Consider the following 18,127-nt stretch of genomic DNA (forward strand, 5'->3'; position numbering starts at 1 on the left):
AAATACTGAAGATATACTGGGTATATACTGGAGATATACTGGATACGAACAGGATGAGTAGAGGGCAGGAACTACATCAGCGATGCAGCGCATTCTTGGGATTCATCGCGACCTTTAGGAAAATTTTAAACTAGGTGGTTTCATAGAATTCTGACATTTCAGTGAGGCGCTACATTTGCGAAGCGCGCTATATTGCTGTATCTTTGCTGAAATTTTAATTAAACAAACAGAAAGGACTAATACCATGTATCCCGAATACCTTGTAGCGCCGATGCGCAAAGAACTGACTGACGTTGGTTTTGAAGAACTAAAAACCCCCGAAGAAGTTGATACAATAATCAAACAGCCGGGAACTGTGTTTGTAGTGGTTAATTCCGTATGCGGTTGTGCTGCTGCCAATGCTCGCCCGGCTGCAGTCGCGGCGGTAAAAAATGAAAAGCATCCGGATAAGATCGTTACCGTTTTTGCTGGTATGGAAAAAGATGCGGTTGACAAGGCTCGTGCCTATATGCTGCCTTACCCGCCTTCGTCGCCGGCTATGGCCTTGTTTAAAGACGGAAAATTGGTGCACATGATTGAACGGCACCAGATCGAAGGACGTCCTGCCCAAATGATTGCCGATAATTTATTGGCTGCATTTGACGAGTATTGCTAATTTTTGATTTTTTAATTCCAAAAAGAAAGCCGGTGCACATTGCACCGGCTTTCTTTTTGGCCTGAAGGCAAAACAAGATCAATACTCAATTGGTATCCGCAGTTCCACTCGGCTACCACGCTGCGGTACACCCACCACATGTATGATTCCCCGTTCGGAATTGGCGAGTGCGGATTCCACATCATCGGCGCTGTTTACTGCCTGCCCATTAATGTGTGTGATAACCAATCCGCGTTGTACATTAAAGTAGTCAAACAATCCGCCTTGGTGCACTTGAGTAACTACCACACCGGAAGAAATTCCCAATTCCTTCTTCTTAGCATTATCTGCCGGTACAAAACCAGCACCCAATTTGTTGTAGATTTCGGTGGCACTACGTTTTGCTTCGCTATCGGCTTCATCTGCCTTCTCAGCTGAACTCGTGTCTTCTTTCAGGGTGACGGTTACATCGCGTTCCTTACCTTCGCGTTTGTAGGTCAATTTTACCTTATCGCCTGGCCGCAACCTGTAAATACGTTCTTGTAGATCCGATGAGGAGGCGATGAGGCGGCCATCCAACTTCGTGATGATGTCGCCTTCTTTGAGTCCGGCCTCTTTTGCAGCGCCTCCGTCAACCACATCAATTACATACAGGCCGTTTACATCGTTTATTTCCAGTTCCTTGGCCGCTGCAGGGCTGAGTTCCCTGAACGTAATGCCAATCAGGCCGCGTTTAACCCGGCCGAATTTGATGAAATCATCGGCAATCTTTTTTACTAGATTGACAGGCACAGCGAAACCATAACCTGCGTAGGTGCCCGTTGGCGTCATAATATTGGAATTGATGCCAATAAGCTCACCGCTTGCATTGACCAATGGACCACCGCTGTTTCCCTTATTGATGACGGCATCTGTTTGGATAAATGATTCAACGGCGGTATTAACCATCGGTTCCTCATCCGACTGCGGATAACCGCCACCACGTTGTTGGTATTGCCTTTGCTGCAATTCGCGCGCAATGATGCCCGTGGAACGCCCGGTTGCGCTGACAATGCCCGCGGTTACGGTCGATTCCAAGCCCAGGGGGTAGCCAACGGCTAGTACCCACTCGCCGATACGCACTTCGTCGGAATTGCCAAATCGCACGAAGGGAAGGCCTTTTTCGTTGATTTTGATTAAGGCAAGGTCGGTGTTTGGATCACGCCCTATGATTTTAGCTTCAACGACACGTTTGTTTGTCAGTTGCACTTCTATTTTGTTCGCGTCTACGACAACATGGTTGTTCGTAACGATATAGCCGTCTTCCGAAATGATGACGCCAGACCCGGTGGCCTGTGCAGGCGGTTGCGAACGCTGCGGCTGTTGCTGCCGAGGCATCCCAAAAAACTCCTCAAATAAATCCATGGGGCTCCCACCACCATAGCCCCTTGAACCGGATCGTCCCGGATAAGTAGTGGTGATGTGGACCACCGCCGGCGCTACCATAGCCGCCGCTTGGGTGAAATCCGGATTTCCGGTTGAGGATACGACTTCAGGCACTGGATTATTTGCGTAATGCAGTTGTTGCCTTTCCTCGAATGACATTTTCTGCTCCTGTTTGCTTTCAAACAGTTTATAACCGCCTACAGCTATCAAGCCGCCTACCAGCGCGGTCAGTAATGTTAATCCTAATTTTTTCATGATAATTTCCAATCGTTATAAGTCGAGCAATCTTTACTGTGAAAAGATTGTTCAAATGTAATACCATTTAACCTGCTAAAGCAAATGGAAAGGCCCGTTTTTCTGTTAAATAATGTTAAAGTAAGCAGGTGAGCGGTGCAGGATTCCCGTGCTGAATTATTGAAAGGATATCATTACCTTTGGGGCGTTAATGGGGGAAGATATGGTAACGCATACATTTTATAAATACCAGGGAGCAGGCAATGATTTCGTTGTCATTGACAACCGCAACGGGCTGTTTGACAGTGGGAATGTGGATTTAGTGGAGCATCTCTGTGACAGGCGGTTTGGAATCGGCGCTGATGGTTTGATGTTGTTGCAGGATGTGGCTGACCATGATTTTGAAATGGTATACTTCAACGCGGATGGCCGCCAAGGGAGCATGTGTGGCAATGGTGGGCGGTGTATCGTGGCCTTCGCGCGCGACCTGAAAATTATAGACAGAGAGGCTGACTTTTTGGCAGTGGACGGCGTACACCATGCCCAGGTGCACGGCCAGGCAGGCTGGATAAGCCTGCAGATGAACGACGTCGACCTGATCGAACAGGATGGTGATGCGTATATATTGAACACCGGCTCACCGCATTATGTAAAACTGGTAAGTAAGAATACCCTTGTAAATTTCGCGGTAGTGGAGGAAGGCCGAAAAATACGTTATAGTCATGCTTATCGTGACGGAGGAATCAATGTGAATTTTGTGGAAGTGGATGGGGACGGCTATCACTTGCGCACTTACGAACGAGGGGTTGAGGACGAAACATTGGCTTGCGGTACCGGAGCGACAGCCGCTGCGTTGGCCGTGGCGTGGCACAATGGCGTAGATGGCGTATTCCAGACGCCCATCCGAGTGCAAGGGGGGAACCTCACTATTCGTTTCGTCAAGGAGGGAATGCGCTTTACCCGTGTTTTTTTGGAGGGACCTGCAACATTTGTTTTCAAGGGCGAAATAGCTTGGTAGTTGATGACGTTACTTCGTTTTTCCGTATATTTTCTCGGATTTGCATCGCTGGTGGCATGCTCGGCCATTGTGCTGCAATTTTTTTTGGCTGGTCAGCCAGTACTGAGCCCTTATTTCTGGTTACTTTTCGTAGTGATTGCAATCACTACGTTTGTCGCTTACCTATTGAGCGACCTGGGTATCCGGCGGGGGGGCGAACTGTCCATTTTTAGCCTGATTGGAGGGCTTTTCCTCAAGCTGTTTGGCTGTTTGGCCGTAGTTGCGATACTGATAATAAAATATCCTGAAAATAAGATGCTTACGGCTATTAACTTTTTTTCGTTATATTTCTTGTTTACGGTCTTTGAAGTTATATGTTTGTTGCGTAACTTGCGCGACCAAAATCAGACGTAAAAAATTGGGAATAGATGGATTTTAGGCACTTTTTCGACTCAAAAAAAATCAGCTTCATTGCAATTTTCGCCGTTTTAACAACCTTTTCTGTTGCGCAAACTGCAGATTCCGCTACTGTTGCTACCGCAGCAGCAAGCCATGGGGCACATGGTGACGAAAAATTTGAGCCCACTAAAGTGATCATGGAGCACATCAGCGATGCGCACGACTGGCACCTTTGGGGGCATACCTCCATACCACTCCCTATTATCCTGTACACGGATAACGGACTGGAATTTTTCCTCTCTTCCCAATTTCATCATGGTGAGCAGGATTACGTAGGTAAATACTATACCTACCGGTTGGTAGATAAAAAGAAAATCCAGGTTGTGAATGCAGCTGGGGCAGTAGATGAAGCTGCATCGAAAAAAGTATGGGATTTTTCTATCACGAAAAATGTGGCATCCATGTTCCTATCCGTGATTATATTGGTGTTGCTTTTTTCGTCAGTGGCCCGCGCATACAAAAAGCGGGATGGCAAGGCACCCAAGGGGTTTCAGTCGTTTATCGAACCGATTATCCTTTTTGTGCGGGATGATATTGCCCGCCCTAATATCGGGCATACCTATGCGCGTTTCATGCCGCTGCTGTTGACAATTTTCTTTTTCATTTGGTTTAACAACCTGTTGGGGCTTATCCCAATTTTTCCGGGCGCGGCGAATGTTACGGGAAACATAGCCGTTACGTTCGTGTTGGCGTTTGTCGTCTTGATCGTAGTCAATATCAATGGCAACAAGTATTATTGGAAACATATCCTATTGCCTGACGTGCCGTGGTGGCTGTACCCGATCATGATTCCAGTAGAGCTGGTCGGCGTGATATCGAAGCCATTTGCGTTGATGATTCGTTTGTTTGCCAATATTACGGCGGGGCACATCATTATCTTGAGCTTGATTTCGTTGATATTCGTATTCCAGTCTTTGGCGATAGCTCCGATTTCACTGGCATTCGTATTGTTTATGAATGTGCTGGAATTATTGGTGGCTGCATTGCAGGCTTTTATTTTTACCCTACTTACTGCCCTGTTTATCGGTATGGCGGTAGAGGAACATCATTGAGTTGTACAGCAATATAATATTAATATACATTAAATTAAATTTGTTATGGTAGGTTCAATTGCGGCAATTGGTGCCGGATTAGCAGTAATCGGTGCTGGTATCGGTATCGGACAGGTAGGTGGAAAGGCGATGGAAGGTATCGCTCGTCAACCTGAGGCTGCTTCAAAAATTCAGACCGCGATGATCATCGCAGCGGCCCTTATCGAAGGTGCTGCACTGTTTGCGATCGTTGTGGCCTTGATGGGTAACAACCCTTCTTAAGGTTTACTGAAAAAAAGGCTGGACGCCTGACGGTTGGTCTGGTGTCCGGCCTTCTTTAACACGAAATCAGATTTAAGACAACATACGTATATGAATTTTGATATTGGTAATCCGAGTTACGGATTGGTATTTTGGACACTGATTGCATTTTTGCTGCTGTTGGTTCTTTTGAAGAAATTTGCATGGAAGCCCATCATGGAGGCCATCGGCGAACGGGAACGATCCATCGAAGACGCGTTGGCGTCCGCTGAGAAGGCGAAGGAAGAAATGGCACGCCTCACCAACGAGAACGAGCAGTTGCTGAAGCAAGCCCGTGCCGAACGTGATGTCATCCTGAAGGAAGCGAAGGAACTGAAGGATCAATTGGTAGCGGATGCCAAAGTGCTCGCCCAAACCGAAGGTGCGAAACTAATTGAACAGGCCCGAAGCGAAATTGAGGACCAAAAGAAAAGGGCATTGGCTGAAGTGAAAAGCCAGGTTTCGTCACTTTCATTGGAGATAGCCCGTAAGGTGCTCCAAAAAGAGTTTGAAAGCGAACAGAAGCAGGAGGCATTGGTGGCTGACTTGCTGAAGGACGTGAAGTTGAATTAACTTGCCCGGAAACTAACTGCATAACGATATGTCGGAGTTTAAAGTTGCGTCGCGATATGCCAAGTCACTGATCGATTTGGCACAGGAGCAGGGAAACCTGGAAGTGGTGAAACAGGATATGGATCAATTTGTAGCCGTTTTGTATGCCAACAAGGAACTGCAAGCCGTGCTCAAGAATCCCATTATGAAGCAGGATAAAAAGCGTAATATCCTGGATGCGTTGTTTGCGCAACGAATCCATCCGTCCATCACGGCTTTTTTCCACATCATGGTGCGAAAGGGACGTGCTGGTATCCTGTACGCAACTGCGCGCGAATTCGTCCGGGAATACAACGAAGTGAAAGGCATCGTACATGCTACGGTCGTTTCAGCAGTTGCGCTTTCCCCGAAAAATCTAGATGCCCTGCAGCGCGTGATAGCGAGCGAGATCAATGCGGCGGTGATCCTACAAAATACGGTAGATCCATCGCTGATCGGTGGATTCATTGTAAAGGTGGGCGATAAGCAAGTTGATGCCAGTATAACAGGTAAGCTGAAGAAGCTGGAGCGTCACTTTGAAACGCAGGTGGTGAATTGAGTATAGCAAATAATAAAAGAAACCCCTAATACAGATAAAATGATAGAGGTAAGACCCGATGAAGTATCGGCAATTTTAAGAGAACAATTGTCGGGCTTCAAATCAGAAGCTGAGCTTGAAGAAGTAGGTACCGTATTGCAGATAGGCGACGGTATTGCGCGGATATACGGCTTAACGAAAGTCCAGTCTGGCGAGCTGGTTGAATTTGATAACGGATTGCAAGGCATCGTATTGAATCTTGAAGAAGATAACGTGGGTGTGGTATTGCTCGGGCAGTCTGATGAGATTAAGGAGGGAGACACCATCAAACGTACCCGCCGTATCGCTTCCATCAAAGTAGGCGAGGGCATGCTGGGCCGCGTGGTGAATACGCTAGGTCAGCCTATAGATGGCAAGGGGCCTATCATTGGCGAGACCTACGAGATGCCGATTGAGCGCAAGGCACCGGGGGTAATTTACCGTCAGCCAGTAAACGAGCCGTTGCAGACAGGTATTAAAGCGATTGATGCGATGATCCCGATTGGTCGAGGCCAGCGGGAGTTGGTAATCGGTGACCGCCAAACGGGAAAGACAGCCGTTTGTATCGATACCATCATCAACCAAAAGGAATTTTACGATGCTGGAGAGCCAGTATTTTGTATTTATGTGGCCGTTGGGCAAAAAAATTCGACCGTCGCCAATATCGTCCGTACTTTGGAGGAAAACGGAGCGATGCCTTATACCATTGTGGTAGCGGCCTCCGCTGCCGATCCAGCACCTATGCAATTCTATGCGCCGATGGCGGGTGCCGCCATTGGGGAGTTTTTTAGGGATACAGGTCGCCCGGCATTGATTATTTATGATGACTTATCGAAGCAGGCGGTCGCTTATCGCGAAGTATCGTTGCTGCTCCGCCGGCCGCCGGGTCGCGAGGCTTATCCGGGTGACGTATTTTACCTGCACAGCCGCCTATTGGAGCGTGCCGCTAAAATCAATGGATCTGATGCCATTGCCCAGAAGATGAACGATTTGCCGGAATCCATCAAAGGACTTGTCAAGGGGGGCGGATCATTGACGGCACTGCCTATCATCGAGACGCAAGCTGGGGACGTATCGGCTTATATTCCGACCAACGTAATTTCCATTACGGACGGACAGATATTTTTGGAGTCCAACCTGTTCAACGCTGGGGTGCGACCGGCGATCAACGTGGGCATCTCGGTATCGCGTGTGGGCGGTAACGCACAAATCAAATCCATGAAAAAAGTTGCCGGTACGCTGAAGTTGGATCAGGCACAATACCGCGAATTGGAAGCGTTCTCTAAGTTCGGTTCCGATCTCGATGCGGCTACCAAAGCCGTGCTGGATAAGGGCGTACGTAACGTGGAAATCCTGAAACAGCTTCAGTTTTCACCCGTGTCTGTTGAAAAGCAGGTTGCAATTATTTACGCCGGCGTAAAAGGGTTATTCCGCAGTGTTCCGGTAAACCAAGTGAAAGCGTTTGAAGCCGAGTACCTCCAGCAATTGGAACAGCGTCATCCGGAAGTATTGAAGGCCTTGAAGGAAGGGAAATTCAATGACGAACTTACGGGTGTACTGGACAAGGTTGCGAAGGAATTGGCAGATAAGTATTAATCGTTGGACAACTGCGTGTCTAAAGTCTAGTGTCTAAAGAATGGCAAATTTAAAAGAGGTAAGGAACCGGATTGCATCGGTTACTTCTACACAGCAAATAACGAAAGCCATGAAAATGGTTTCGGCAGCCAAGCTTAAGCGGGCAACGAATGCCATTGTGCAATTACGCCCATACGCGGAAAAGCTGCGCGAAATTTTGGCCAATGTATCTGCCAGTGTGGAAGGCGGTGCTTCCCCTTATATTGTCGACCGTAAACCTAACAAGGTGTTGGTGGTGGTGATCGCCTCCAATCGGGGACTGGCTGGGGCATTTAATGCAAACGTGATTAAAGCGGCCAATCAGCTGATTGCTGAACGGTATGGCGAACAGCTGCGCGCTGGGAACGTGAGTATCGTAGGTATCGGAAAAAGAGCACAAGACTACTACCTTAGACGGCAATATCAGGTAATAGGCGACAATAGTGAACTGTTCGCAGCGCTCAACTTCGAAAATACGTCGAAAGTTACCGAGGCTATCATGACGGCATTTGCCGATGGCACGTATGATCGGGTGGAATTGGTTTATAACCGATTCCGGAATGCCGCAGTACAAATTTTGACTACCGAACAATTATTGCCTCTGCTTCCGACTAAAGTGGAAGCCGAGCAACTTAGTGTTGAAGTGGATTACATCATTGAGCCCACCAAGGAGAAGATTATCGAAGAGTTGATCCCCAAGGCTATCAAGGTACAGTTGTATAAGGCAGTATTGGATTCACATGCATCCGAACATGGCGCACGGATGACGGCAATGGATAAGGCCACCGACAATGCCGGGGAATTGTTGAAATCACTTAAATTATCTTACAACCAGGCTAGGCAGGCCGCTATCACGACCGAACTTACTGAAATTGTAAGCGGGGCGGCGGCGTTGTCCAATGGATAGATTAGTCACTGATATCAGTTAAAAAGGACACTTGTTGTCCTTTTTGTTTTTATAGACATTACCGGCAGTTAAAATACCTATCACTAGGTATGTGTTTTTGATAAACAAATCCCCTATATTTGTGTTGTTTATATCACAGGGCTGATAATGGCCCTTTGGCAAGGTTATTGAGTGGTTGGAATCATAGCGTGTTGGTGACTGTTTTGGTCTGTGATTGTCAATTGTCAAACACCTGACTGTAGCAAAAGGTGGATTGAACCCGTTTGATTAGTTGTTGGTGGATGCGGCTACATTATCTAGCTTACATGAAAGAACTTATACTTCGCTTCAAAACAGTACCTCGGTGGGCAATACTATTGTTGGATTTGTTCATATTAACTTGGTCCTTTACGCTTTCGTATTTTATAGCCAAGCAATTTAATTTTCACGAAATCATCCGCGGTCATTTTTTTATCTATACCGCAATTTACAGTGGTATCGCCCTGCCGGTGTTTTTCTTGATGCGCATACATACCGGATTGATCCGTTATTCGGATACGCGCGACATGTTAAAGATATTCTCCGCTATGGTCATTACTTCCGTAGCGTATATCATGGTAGCCTATTTAATCCTTGGGCCTCTTGTGAATATCAGGGATGGTGAATTGGGCCTGGTGATGCTGATCAATTTTTTTATTGCGACATCGCTGCTGATTATGTTGCGCATCACGGTGAAAAGTATCTATTTCATGCTGATGCGGAAAGCACGCGACGTGGATACGGTGCGGGTATTGATTTATGGAGCAGATCAGAACGCGGTCATGGCTAAGCAGGCACTGGAGAACAGTACAGAGTCTAAATTCATTATCATCGGCTTCATTGATACGAATCGGAGCAAGTTGAATAGTTATATCGAACGGAAGCGGGTGTACCACGTGAAGGATCTTCCGGCTTTGAAGGACCGATATTCCATCGATCAAATGATATTCGTAAAAGACCATTTGGGCAGCAGGGATAAGAAAGTGATCGTTGAACGTTGTCTGCGGTTGGGGATTAAGGTATTGACCGTACCGCCCGCGTCGGAGTGGATCTCGGGCAGGTTGCGTTTGCAGCAGATCAAGAACCTCCGCATCGAGGATCTGTTGCAGCGTGCACCGATTAAGATTAACAATGATAAAATCTGTGACGACCTTTGTGGTAAACGCATTTTGATTACGGGTGCCGCTGGTTCAATCGGCTCTGAGATTGTGCGTCAGATATTGCGTTACGAGCCTCAGATGCTGGTGCTTTGCGATCAGGCGGAATCACCCATGCACGAGATACAATTGGAGATAGAAGAGAAATTCCCCAATTGCCATGCGGTAGTGGCCATTGCCGATATCCGTAACCTGGAGCGGATGCACCAGATTTTCAATGACTATCGACCCGAATTGGTGTACCATGCGGCGGCATATAAGCACGTACCAATGATGGAGCGTAACCCCGGTGAAGCGGTAAGTACCAATGTTGGGGGTACGAAGAATGTCGCTGACCTGTCCGTTCTTTTCGGAGTGAAGAAATTTGTCATGATTTCCACGGATAAGGCGGTGAACCCGACCAATGTGATGGGGGCATCGAAGCGTATCGCAGAGATTTATACGCAGAGCCTTGATGGTCAACAGTCCGTACAATTGATCGATACTGCCACCGGAACGAGTAAAATGGTGAAGGGGACGCGTTTTATTACTACACGGTTCGGCAACGTGCTGGGGTCCAACGGCTCGGTGATACCGCGTTTCAGGGCGCAGATTGAAAAGGGTGGGCCATTGACGGTAACACATCCAGAAATCACCCGCTACTTCATGACCATACCCGAGGCTGTGCAGTTGGTGCTGGAGGCGGGCACCATGGGCAATGGTGGTGAGATTTATGTGTTTGACATGGGTAAGCCCGTGAAAATTGTGGATTTAGCCAGGAAGATGATTCAGCTAGCTGGGTTGAAGCCGGATAAGGATGTAGAGATTACCTATACCGGTTTACGCAGTGGTGAAAAGTTGTTTGAGGAATTGCTGAATGATGGTGAAAAGGTGCTGCCTACGCACCATGATAAGATCCACATTGCCCGCGTCAATTCGATGGACTATGAGTATGCAAAACGCGTGATCTATGAGTTGGTCGCGTTGAATGAACGAAAAAACAGCAGCGGGGTGGTCCGTAAAATGAAGGAAATCGTTCCTGAGTTTGTCAGTAAAAACTCGCCGTTCGAAGCATTGGATTCGGTTGGTTAGCTACCACCTGATCAATGCGCTCGCCCAAGTAAACCCCGAACCGAATGCGGCAAGGCAGACAAGATCATTGTCTTTGATTTTTCCTGCTTCCCACGCCTCACATAACGCAATCGGAACCGATGCAGCCGTAGTGTTTCCATATTTTTGGATATTGTTGAACACTTGATTGTCCGTTAGTCCCAGTAATTTTTGAACATATTGGCTAATGCGTAAGTTGGCTTGATGTGGGATCAGTAAATCAATGTCTTTCTCCGAAAGGCCGTTGGCAGCCAGTGCTTCTTTAATGACTTCTGGGAATTTGACGACAGCCTTTTTGAATACCGCCGGGCCGTCCATATAGGGCAATGCAGCACCACTTTCCAATTGCTCGCTAGTCAGGAAAAGACCGCCCAGCTCCTGGTCTGGAAAAGCGGGTTTATCTTTTATCCATTTGTTGGCGTGTGCGCCTGGATAGTACATAGCCAGTAGCTCAGCATCCGCACCGTTGCTGTGAAGATGGGTGCTAAGAATGCCGTTGCCTTTTTCTTGTGTGGGTTGGAGTACCACTGCACCCGCGCCATCACCAAAAATAACCGATACGTTACGACTGCGCGTCTCGAAGTCCATGGCGAAAGAGTGCTTTTCGCTGCCTACAACCAATATGTTCTTGTACATGCCGGTTTTGATAAACTGGTCGGCTACGGACAATGCATAGATAAATCCAGAGCACTGGTTGCGTACATCCAAGGCGCCGATTTCATTCATGTCCATTTCACGCTGCAGCAATACGCCGCATCCCGGGAAATAATAATCGGGACTTAATGTGGCAAATACAATAAAGTCGATATCCCGGGCCGTAGTGCCTGCCCGCTCAATGGCAATGTTCGCCGCTTCGATGGCCATCGTGGTAGTGGTCTCTTCATTGCGGTCGGCAAAGCGACGCTCACGTATACCTGTCCGCTCCTGAATCCATTCATCGCTGGTATCCATAAACCGGGTTAAATCCGTATTGGTGTATACGCGATCGGGAACGTAATATCCGATGCCTGCTATCTTGGATTGGTACATACAAAAATTTTTAAGTCGGGGCACCCTATGGTACCTTATGCAATTGTACGGAAATTTTAGATAAGGACGTAAGTTTCGTCTTTGAAGCTTGTCATTCAACGGCCGATGAGTGATCGATAACTTGCTTTTATATGCAAGTTTATCTAATTTTGCGGTTATGACGGTCGAAACGCAGGAAGAAACCTATACGATTGACGAAGTATTGGCCGCAGCCACACCGGGCCACCGATTGATTCTTTGGAACGACGATACCAATACATTTGAACATGTGATCAACTGCCTGATGAAGCACCTCCAATATACGGCGGATGAAGCGGAGGATATTGCATGGAAGGTACATACAAAAGGAAAGTGTGCGGTATTGGAAGGAAGCTATACCGAGGTGGAGGTGTACCGGAAGATACTTAAATCCGAAGGGCTTACAGTGAGTGTGGACTAAAAATGGCCGATGAAGGTAACAATGTACGCGAAGCAGCGCCCAGGCTGTAATAAAGCGGTTACCATCGATAAACGATTGCAATAAAAGCACAATCTTTGCGGCCAAATATTCAGATACTATTTATTAAGAGCAAACCGATGAGTTTTATACGGCAGGTAAGGATTGGATACGTTGTTTTATTAATGGCTTTGGTGTTGCCCCTGGGTACATGGGCGCAAGAAAAGGGGATATCGATATCGACCGTGGTTGTCGATGAAGTGTCAAAAGAACCTGTTGGGTTTGCCAGTGCCGCGCTGTTAGATCAAGCATCTAAATCTTACATCAAAGGAATGCAGACTGTAGATGACGGGAAGATATTGTTTACGGATGTGGCACCCGGTGTGTATGCGATCCGGGTTACCTATGTGGGTTACGAAAGCTATTTGAAGGAACACATCGTCGTGGAAGCGGGTAAGAACATGAGCATAGATGAAATCTTGCTCGAACCTTCGGGCGAGCTGCTTGAGGAAGTCGTTGTAGAGGGGACTCCGCCCGCAATGGAAATGGGTATCGACCGCAAAATTTTCAATGTGGCACAAAGTACATTGAGTGTTGGTGGGACAGCTACCGACCTGTTGGCCAACGTTCCTTCTTTACAGGTTGATATGGACGGTACGGTGAGTTTGCGCGGATCTAGTAGTGTACGTATTTTAATCAATGGTCGGGAGTCGGCGCTGGCTGGAAGTGATGTGACCCAGTTTCTTCAGTCTTTACCCGCCAATGCAGTGGAGCGTATAGAGGTAGTGACAAACCCTTCATCAAAATATGACGCCGAAGGGCAATCAGGCATCATCAATATCGTATTGAAGAAAAATACCTACTTGGGCTTTAATGGATCGGTTAATGTCTCTGGAGGTTCATACAACAACTACATGGCTGGCGCTAACCTGAATTTTCGCAATCGAAACTTCAACTATTATGGTGGTTATACGTTCAATCGGCGGAATATGGTTGGTGATGGCGTGAACAACACCGAATTGTTGAGCAATAATAGCCTGACCAACAACGTCAGTGAAAGCGAAAGGCTTGGCCTTAACCACAGTATACAGCTTGGCGCAGACTATTATCTTGGCGAGAAGACGCTTATCGGGATAGCCGGTAACCTTAGCCTCCGCGGCAATGAACGCAACGAAGATCTATTTTACCGCTACATCAACCATCCACAACTGTCAGGAAATAGCAGTCGATATTCCAGGCAGGATGAAGATGATCTTGGCTATGAGGTGGCGCTAGATATAAAACGCAGCTTCCAACGTGAAGGAGAAGAACTGCTGGCTAACATTGCTTTCGGATATGACGGTGAAGAGGGAGTAAATAGGTTTAACCAAGATTATACAACACCACCTACGGGACTGTACGAGCGTATGAGACTGAATGATACGGAGGAAGATGGTCGGAATATCAATATTCAGCTGGACTATGTTCGGCCATTTGGCGATAATCACAAGTTTGAGGCCGGTTATCGGACCATTATCCGCGGCAGTTTAGAGAGTCAATATTCACAGGTAGATTCGACCAATGGACTCCTCCCGGACTATCAGGTGAGCAATGACTTCGATATGACCAGCAGTGTACATGCCCTGTATGCTAACTATCAAAATAAATTGACGGACAAATTGGGTTATCAGGTAGGGCTTCGTGCCGAACAGGCTTATCTCGATACCGAGCTGGGATTGCTTACTCCGGGGCTGCCGGAAGACGAGCGTAATGTAACCGGGAGGTTGGATTATTTTCGCTTATATCCCAGTGTGTTTCTTACGCAAGAATTTGGAAATAAGAACCAGCTTCAATTGAGTTACACACGGCGGGTGAGCCGTCCACGGGGTTGGCAGGTCAACCCCTTTGTGGATGTTTCGGACAACCTGAACCATCGACAAGGTAATCCAAACCTACTACCGGAAGATATCCATTCGTTTGAGCTAGGCTATACGAAAACTTGGCCTTCCTTATTAATTACTTCTTCCGTTTACCATCGCATCGTTAACGACGTTGCCCAGCCCATTATCCAGGAAGTGGATGAAAACACCGGCGTTACGCTGATGCAGTGGCAAAATATCAGCCGCAACGAATCGACTGGTTTGGAGTTGATTTCGCGGATTGATCTGTCAAAGAAATGGGATGTCATGGCCAATCTGAATGCTTTCCATACGCGTTTTCAGGGCAGTGAAGCGTTTGATATCGCGGCATCCAAGGGATTTAGCTGGAACGCCAACGCAACGACGAACTATCGTTTTACGCCGTTACTGTCATTACAAGCCCGGTTTGAGTATCAAGCGCCGCGCATCTGGGCACAAGGCAAGGGAATCGAAAATTATGTGATCGATGCCGGGCTGAAGTTGGATGTATTGAACCGAAAGGGCAGCGTGATGTTCAACGCCCGTGACCTCTTGAACCAACGGCGTTTCGGGGGCTATACGACCAGTAATGGTGTATACCGATATTTTGAGCATCGTTGGATGCGTAGAACATTTATGCTATCTTTCAACTATCGTTTCGGCAATCAGAGCCTGAAGCGCGAGGATAGAAAGCAAAACCAGGGAACAGAGGGGTATGAGGGCGGCGGCGAACAGCAATACTAGCTTTTGACCTATAGCGCCCTGTTTAGAATAGTCGCCGGAGCTCGTCCAATGTACGGATACTTCGCTTGACGTCAGGCGGTATATCGGTTTCATTGGGGTTGAAATAGATGGCATCCATGCCTACCTGCTGTGCGCCCCGGATATCTGCATCGAGGCTATCGCCAATCATTACGCTATGTGAGATTGCGGTATTGGCGTTGGCAACGGCATAGTGGAAAATCTGCGGATGGGGCTTGTGGAAACCCACCACTTCGGAGATTACGATGGTAGAAAAGTACTTTTTCAGATCGCATTTCGTAACCTTGCATTCAGCCGCGTCACCAAACCCGTTTGAAATGAGATGCAACACGTATTTTTCCTGTAAATAGCCGAGCGTCTCGTGCGCATGGGGAAAGAGGTGCGTCTTTTGTGGGCATAACCGCAAATAGTCTTCTTCAAAAGCCGTAGGAAACCACTTTGGGTCTATCCCCAATTCCCGGAAAGTATCAGCAAAGCGGGCCTCGCGGAGTTCGGATTTTGTGATTTGGCCGTGATGGTAGAGTGCCCATAGGCGGTGGTTGTTGCGATTGTACGTTTCGATGAACAGCGCCGCGGAACCGATCCCGAAATTGCTGAATCGGTACGTGTCAAACAGTTCCATCAGGGTTTCCGAGGCGTTTTTTTCGAAGTCCCAGATGGTGTGATCCAAATCAAAGAAGATGTCTTTTTTGCCGGTGCAATGCATCGGGGCAAAGATAGCTATTTTGGGGGAGTATTGAGTTTCCGTAATTGATGGCGGATATATTTTCCGGCCGGCGTCAACTGATCTTGTCTCCAGTTTCCGGTGTCGGGTGCACCGGGCTTGAGGATTGCCGTTGTCTCTTTTTTATCGGTAATGTTCCAGTTTGCCCAGCTTAGTTTGCGTTCTTCCATCCAGGTCATCCAGGCTGCTGTTTTTTCGGTGTCGAATACGCCATCGCCATTCGACTCACCGACACCCCATTCCGTGACGAACAATGGAAGTCCGTTTTTGAGGGCAGTCTCTGCTTTTTTCCGGAGATTTTCCTGATGATGTGGATCGCTGGCGTAAAAATGGAAGGAATAGGCAATGTTGTCGTAGTCCGTGATGGGATCGTTGGCCGTCAGATCGACATCTTGACACCAATGAGGGCTTCCCACTACAATGAGGTTTTCGGTATCGTATTTTCGGATTTCTTCAATGACGGCTAAGGAATAGGCTTTGATGATAGGCCAGGATTGCTGTTCGGGCTCATTCCATATTTCGTAGATCACATTCGGTGTGCCGGCATACAGACGAGCCATATGTGCAAAGAAGTCCTTGGCTTGTGCGAGGTTTTTATCGGCATTGTGATCATGCCAGTCGATAATCACATAAATCCCTCTTTTTATGGCGCGTGCGGTAAGCTGCCTGACCAATGCAGCCTGCTCATCCGGCTGTTGCAGGTATCCCCCATCGGGCTCAATGGCCATCGATAACCGGATAAGAGAAACGTTGAAATCATCTACCAACCAGTCGACTACCTCGCTATTATAATATTTCTTTCCACCCCATATGCTCCATGAGAAGCTGATTCCACGCAGCTGCGGGGGGGCACCGTGCTGGTCGACTATGCGATTGCCCATTGTTTTCAAGAACCCGTGCCGTTCAACTGGTGTGTGGAACTCTTGACTACCAGTTTGACAGGTGGACACTGTAACACAGCACATCAGATAAATTAGGAGATATAAGGCTTTCATGATTAGCGGAATTGAATGGTTATTTTGGTCATTTATGGAATTTTATAGATCTCCGGCATTTCGTCGCCGAAAAGTATATAATCATTGTTTTTGAAAGAAACAAAGTCTGCTTCGGCAGGATGCCCTTTGTGTGGCGTCCAAAAGCCATCTTTTCGGTTGGCCCATACGAGCACATAGGCAACCGCCAGTTCGTGATGTTGGAGTGCCTTTAGTAATACTTGGGTGTACCAGTCATTTTGTGTCAGGTTTAACAGTCCGGTTTCTGTTACTGCGGCAAGTTTATTTCTCTTTTTGGCATAATCGGAGATGATTTTGAACTTATTGGCCGCCTCGACTACGGTCGAAGCTGATTGGAGATCCCAATAATTATCGGTGCCGATCAAATCAACGTATTCATCGCCCGGATACCGCTGTAGAAGCTCCGGTTCGGAATTGAAATTACGATCGGGTGACCACGCATACAGGAAATTATGGACACCAAGCTCGTCTCGTAAATAGGTGACCGTAAATTGGTAAAGTTGCTTGTATTCCGCAACGGTACAGTGTGCACGGCCCCACCAAAACCAATCCCCGTCAAATTCATGGAACGGCCGAAAAATAACGGGAACCAATTTACCATCAGTCCCGACGAGTGTTTTTGCATAGTCAGCAATTGTTCGTAAGGACATTTTATACACGTCATGATTGCTACCTCCCGGTAGTATATTGTACACGGCTTTGACAGGCGAATCATCCCAATAGAAGGAGCCTTTGGACACGGGATTGTCATAGTGCCAGCTATACGTGTTGACGCCGCCTCTATTGTACGCATCAATCGTCAGTTGCCGGGCGATTTCTTTTTCATAGACGAACCACCCATGGTCGGGCTCAAAGAACCCCGCGATGTGGTTGAAATCATGTCCATACACCGAGGGATAAGCGCCAGTAACGGTCTTGACATCTGATTTTTCATTTGAAACCATGGCCAAATGCTGTTCATTGGCCCATTCCGTGGCGTTATCATCGACTCCCCGCTTTGTGGCGTCTTGGTGGCCGAAGAGCGTATGCTCTTCCGCTATTTTTTTCAAGTTATAGAAGAGCGCCGTAGTTGCGTCGGTCGCGCTTTTGTCTGCCAAGCCCTGCCTGATTTCATCCAGTGTAGGGGGAGGCACTTCCGGAGCTGGCGGTGTCTGTTCTTCTGCTACGACTGAATCTTTGTTGCATGCCAAACCAACAAGGAGTAGCCATGTAAATCCGATATACAAAAGATAGTCGTGTTTTCGTGCCATATG

17 protein-coding genes are annotated in these 18,127 nt (G+C 47.5%); 12 read left to right on the top strand and 5 right to left on the bottom strand.

What is annotated here, in order from left to right; genetic code table 11:
* Positions 1-244 precede the first annotated feature (244 nt).
* Positions 245-655 (top strand): BrxA/BrxB family bacilliredoxin, encoded by a 411-nt coding sequence (locus IEV98_RS08760; RefSeq protein WP_188505476.1) that lies wholly within the window; start codon positions 245-247, stop codon positions 653-655.
* Positions 656-733: 78 nt separating this feature from the next.
* On the opposite strand, the gene IEV98_RS08765 is transcribed toward IEV98_RS08760, so the two are convergent.
* The gene (locus IEV98_RS08765; protein ID WP_188505477.1) at positions 734-2,314 is read right to left on the bottom strand and encodes a Do family serine endopeptidase; all 1,581 of its coding nucleotides are present in this window, start codon (positions 2,312-2,314) and stop codon (positions 734-736) included.
* A 202-nt stretch (positions 2,315-2,516) separates the two neighbouring features.
* On the opposite strand from IEV98_RS08765, the gene dapF reads away from it, so the two are divergent.
* The 9 genes from dapF (at position 2,517) to IEV98_RS08810 (ending at position 11,015) form a co-directional block, all read left to right on the top strand.
* Positions 2,517-3,311, top strand: coding sequence for a diaminopimelate epimerase (gene dapF / locus IEV98_RS08770; protein ID WP_188505478.1), 795 nt, complete (start codon positions 2,517-2,519; stop codon positions 3,309-3,311).
* Between the two features lie 3 nt (positions 3,312-3,314).
* Positions 3,315-3,704: a hypothetical protein gene (locus tag IEV98_RS08775; protein WP_188505479.1), complete on the top strand. Its 390-nt coding sequence runs from the start codon at positions 3,315-3,317 to the stop codon at positions 3,702-3,704.
* 14 nt (positions 3,705-3,718) lie between these two features.
* Positions 3,719-4,801 (top strand): F0F1 ATP synthase subunit A, encoded by a 1,083-nt coding sequence (atpB, locus tag IEV98_RS08780; RefSeq protein ID WP_188505480.1) that lies wholly within the window; start codon positions 3,719-3,721, stop codon positions 4,799-4,801.
* A gap of 45 nt (positions 4,802-4,846) precedes the next feature.
* Positions 4,847-5,062: an ATP synthase F0 subunit C gene (gene atpE, locus IEV98_RS08785; protein ID WP_188505481.1), complete on the top strand. Its 216-nt coding sequence runs from the start codon at positions 4,847-4,849 to the stop codon at positions 5,060-5,062.
* A 90-nt stretch (positions 5,063-5,152) separates the two neighbouring features.
* A complete protein-coding gene (locus IEV98_RS08790) occupies positions 5,153-5,653 on the top strand; it encodes a F0F1 ATP synthase subunit B (RefSeq protein WP_188505482.1) in 501 nt (166 codons plus the stop codon).
* Positions 5,654-5,681: 28 nt separating this feature from the next.
* Positions 5,682-6,230 (top strand): ATP synthase F1 subunit delta, encoded by a 549-nt coding sequence (gene atpH / locus IEV98_RS08795; RefSeq protein ID WP_188505483.1) that lies wholly within the window; start codon positions 5,682-5,684, stop codon positions 6,228-6,230.
* 39 nt (positions 6,231-6,269) lie between these two features.
* A complete protein-coding gene (gene atpA, locus IEV98_RS08800) occupies positions 6,270-7,844 on the top strand; it encodes a F0F1 ATP synthase subunit alpha (protein ID WP_188505484.1) in 1,575 nt (524 codons plus the stop codon).
* Between the two features lie 40 nt (positions 7,845-7,884).
* Complete coding sequence (gene atpG, locus IEV98_RS08805) at positions 7,885-8,769, top strand: ATP synthase F1 subunit gamma (RefSeq protein ID WP_188505485.1); 885 nt, start codon at positions 7,885-7,887, stop codon at positions 8,767-8,769.
* Between the two features lie 305 nt (positions 8,770-9,074).
* The gene (locus IEV98_RS08810; protein WP_188505486.1) at positions 9,075-11,015 is read left to right on the top strand and encodes a polysaccharide biosynthesis protein; all 1,941 of its coding nucleotides are present in this window, start codon (positions 9,075-9,077) and stop codon (positions 11,013-11,015) included.
* Here IEV98_RS08810 and IEV98_RS08815 read toward each other — a convergent pair whose 3' ends face one another.
* Positions 11,016-12,062, bottom strand: a complete 1,047-nt coding sequence (locus IEV98_RS08815) for a 3-oxoacyl-ACP synthase III family protein (RefSeq protein WP_188505487.1) — start codon at positions 12,060-12,062, stop codon at positions 11,016-11,018. It abuts the gene before it with no gap.
* Between the two features lie 157 nt (positions 12,063-12,219).
* On the opposite strand from IEV98_RS08815, the gene IEV98_RS08820 reads away from it, so the two are divergent.
* Together IEV98_RS08820 and IEV98_RS08825 are read left to right on the top strand one after the other, a co-directional pair.
* Positions 12,220-12,501: an ATP-dependent Clp protease adaptor ClpS gene (locus tag IEV98_RS08820; protein WP_188505488.1), complete on the top strand. Its 282-nt coding sequence runs from the start codon at positions 12,220-12,222 to the stop codon at positions 12,499-12,501.
* A gap of 137 nt (positions 12,502-12,638) precedes the next feature.
* On the top strand, positions 12,639-15,119 hold the full coding sequence (locus tag IEV98_RS08825) for a TonB-dependent receptor (protein ID WP_229738637.1): 2,481 nt from the start codon (positions 12,639-12,641) through the stop codon (positions 15,117-15,119).
* A gap of 22 nt (positions 15,120-15,141) precedes the next feature.
* On the opposite strand, the gene IEV98_RS08830 is transcribed toward IEV98_RS08825, so the two are convergent.
* The 3 genes from IEV98_RS08830 to IEV98_RS08840 all read right to left on the bottom strand — a co-directional run bounded on the left by IEV98_RS08830 (position 15,142) and on the right by IEV98_RS08840 (position 18,124).
* Positions 15,142-15,843, bottom strand: coding sequence for a YjjG family noncanonical pyrimidine nucleotidase (locus tag IEV98_RS08830; protein ID WP_188505489.1), 702 nt, complete (start codon positions 15,841-15,843; stop codon positions 15,142-15,144).
* Positions 15,844-15,857: 14 nt separating this feature from the next.
* Positions 15,858-16,742 carry a glycoside hydrolase family 5 protein gene (locus IEV98_RS08835; protein WP_229738638.1) on the bottom strand — a complete coding sequence of 295 codons (885 nt, stop codon included), beginning with the start codon at positions 16,740-16,742 and terminating at the stop codon, positions 15,858-15,860.
* Positions 16,743-16,888: 146 nt separating this feature from the next.
* Positions 16,889-18,124, bottom strand: coding sequence for a glycoside hydrolase family 26 protein (locus tag IEV98_RS08840; protein WP_188505490.1), 1,236 nt, complete (start codon positions 18,122-18,124; stop codon positions 16,889-16,891).
* Positions 18,125-18,127 lie beyond the last annotated feature (3 nt).

The sequence above is a fragment of the Parapedobacter pyrenivorans genome (assembly GCF_014636865.1).
GTDB lineage: Bacteria > Bacteroidota > Bacteroidia > Sphingobacteriales > Sphingobacteriaceae > Parapedobacter > Parapedobacter pyrenivorans.